This is a genomic window from Actinosynnema sp. NPDC023658 (genome assembly GCF_040639995.1).
Lineage (GTDB): Bacteria > Actinomycetota > Actinomycetes > Mycobacteriales > Pseudonocardiaceae > Actinosynnema.
Genome location: NZ_JBFAAX010001070.1, coordinates 1 through 1,817, shown reverse-complemented (window position 1 = coordinate 1,817; position 1,817 = coordinate 1). Strand labels below are relative to the sequence as shown.

Sequence of the window (1,817 nt, the reverse complement as noted above, 5' to 3'; positions counted from 1 at the left end):
ACGGTCCCGCACGCCCGCCGCACGGCGTCCTGCGCGGCCTCGGCGCGGGGCCGGCCGACGTCCGACTCGACGTACCCCGATCCGGTGTCCTCCGGGCCCACGCGCCCTCGTGCGACCACCCGAACGTGTGCCACTCCGGAGGCGCCGAGGAGCGCCGCGACGGTGACCGCGAGCCGGCCCTCGCCCTGCACGACGACGGACCGGGCGGCCCGGGAGGAGGGGAGTTCGACGGCGGAACGGCGGGTCCGCAACGCCCACCCGGTCACCTCGGCGGCCAGCCGGGGGTGCGGCGCGGGCACGGACTCCTCGACCAGCCCGGCGCGCGCCAGGCCGTGCAGGACACCGATGAGCTCGGCCGCCTGCCGACCGTGGCCCGCCAGGCGTTCACGCAGGTCGGAGAGGGTGTGCCCGCCGTCGAGGCCGAGCAGGACGGACGCCATGGGTTCGGGCACTTCCTCGACCAGCATGGCGTGGCGGGGGTCGGCGCCGATCTGCACCACGTCCGCCCGGCGGCGCAGCAGCGGCAGGCCGGGCAGGACCCTCGGTCGGTTCGGTAGCTCCACACCGGCAGCCTGCCCGGGACGGCCGGAACGGCAAAACGCCTGTCCACAGGCCTGCCGGTTGTCCACAGGGGCCACGAAGGGCCTTGACGGGCGGCCGGGTGGCGACGAGCCCCCGGCCACCCGTCCGCGATCAGACCTTCGCCTTGCCGAGGATGCGGGTCACCGTGGTTCCGCAGACCGGGCACTTGCCCTTGGCCATCCTGCGGTTGTTGCTCTCGTGCACCTCGCCCGTGAAGTCACGCTTCTCACGGCACTTGACGCAGTAGCCGTTGTAGGTCTCGGCCACGGCTTCCTCCTTGCTTCGAGAGTGCGGAGCGATCTGCGCCACACTCGGGGGTTGCGCTGAACGCTACCTCCGGGAACGCGCCTCCGCTGCACGCCGCGTCGAGCGTGTCCAGCCGCCTTTCGGTGGAACCTGCTGGTCCGTTGCTCCACAGACCGCCGCTTGGACGCCGCGGATTGTCGGTCCCTGGCCTTACCGTGAACGCCATGCCCGAACCGCAGGTGGAGGTGCGGCGCAGCGCCCGGCGCCGTCGCATGGTGAGCGCGTACCGCGAGGGGGACACGGTCGTCGTCCTGCTGCCGGCGCGCATGAGCAAGAGCGAGGAGAAGCACTGGGTGGCGGAGATGCTGAGCCGCCTCCAGCGCAGCGAGACCCGCAGGCGCTCACCCACGCGCACGTCCGACGCCGCGCTGCTGGCGCGGTGCGGGGAGCTGGCGGACAAGTACCTGGACGGCGTGCAGCCGAGCAGCGTGCGGTGGGTGCCGCCGATGCGCACGAGGTGGGCGTCGTGCACGCCGAGCGAGGGCACGATCCGGATCAGCGAACGCCTGCGCGAGGTGCCCGCGTGGGTGCTCGACTACGTGCTGGTGCACGAGCTGGCGCACCTGACCGTGCCCGGGCACGGCAAGGACTTCTGGCTGCTCGTGCACCGGTACCCGAAGGCCGAGCGGGCCATCGGCTACCTGGAGGGCATCTCGGCCGCGGCGGGCCTGGGCATCACCGAGGAGGACTGAAGTTTTGGCCGCTGCTTCGCAGACGGCGGGCTCGGTCGCCGGGAAGTCGGTCGTTCACGCCTGTGTTGGATTGCCGCTGCTTCGCAGACGGCGGGCTCGGTCGCCGGGAAGTCGGTCGTTCGCGCCTGTGTTGGATTGCCGCTGCTTCGCAGACGGCGGGCTCGGTCGCCGGGAAGTCGGTCGTTCACGCCCTGATTCCCGGCGATCGAAGAGCGTGATCGCCGGGAATGAGGACGC

Annotated in this window: 2 protein-coding genes and 1 pseudogene; 1 reads left to right on the top strand and 2 read right to left on the bottom strand. The window is 72.4% G+C overall.

Annotation, left to right across the window (positions count from 1 at the left end):
• Positions 1–563, bottom strand: a pseudogene (locus tag AB0G02_RS38165) (thiamine biosynthesis protein ThiF); the annotation flags it as partial.
• 130 nt (positions 564–693) lie between these two features.
• A complete protein-coding gene (locus AB0G02_RS38160; RefSeq protein ID WP_015098458.1) occupies positions 694–849 on the bottom strand; it encodes a DUF5679 domain-containing protein in 156 nt (51 codons plus the stop codon).
• Positions 850–1,052: 203 nt separating this feature from the next.
• Here AB0G02_RS38160 and AB0G02_RS38155 point away from each other — a divergent pair, with 203 nt between their 5' ends.
• A complete protein-coding gene (locus AB0G02_RS38155; protein WP_360804771.1) occupies positions 1,053–1,580 on the top strand; it encodes a M48 family metallopeptidase in 528 nt (175 codons plus the stop codon).
• Positions 1,581–1,817 lie beyond the last annotated feature (237 nt).

What these genes read in the sequence shown, in the direction of transcription:
- AB0G02_RS38155 (WP_360804771.1), top strand. Translation starts at nt 1,053, where the DNA reads ATGCCCGAACCGCAGGTGGAGGTGCGGCGCAGCGCCCGGCGCCGTCGC.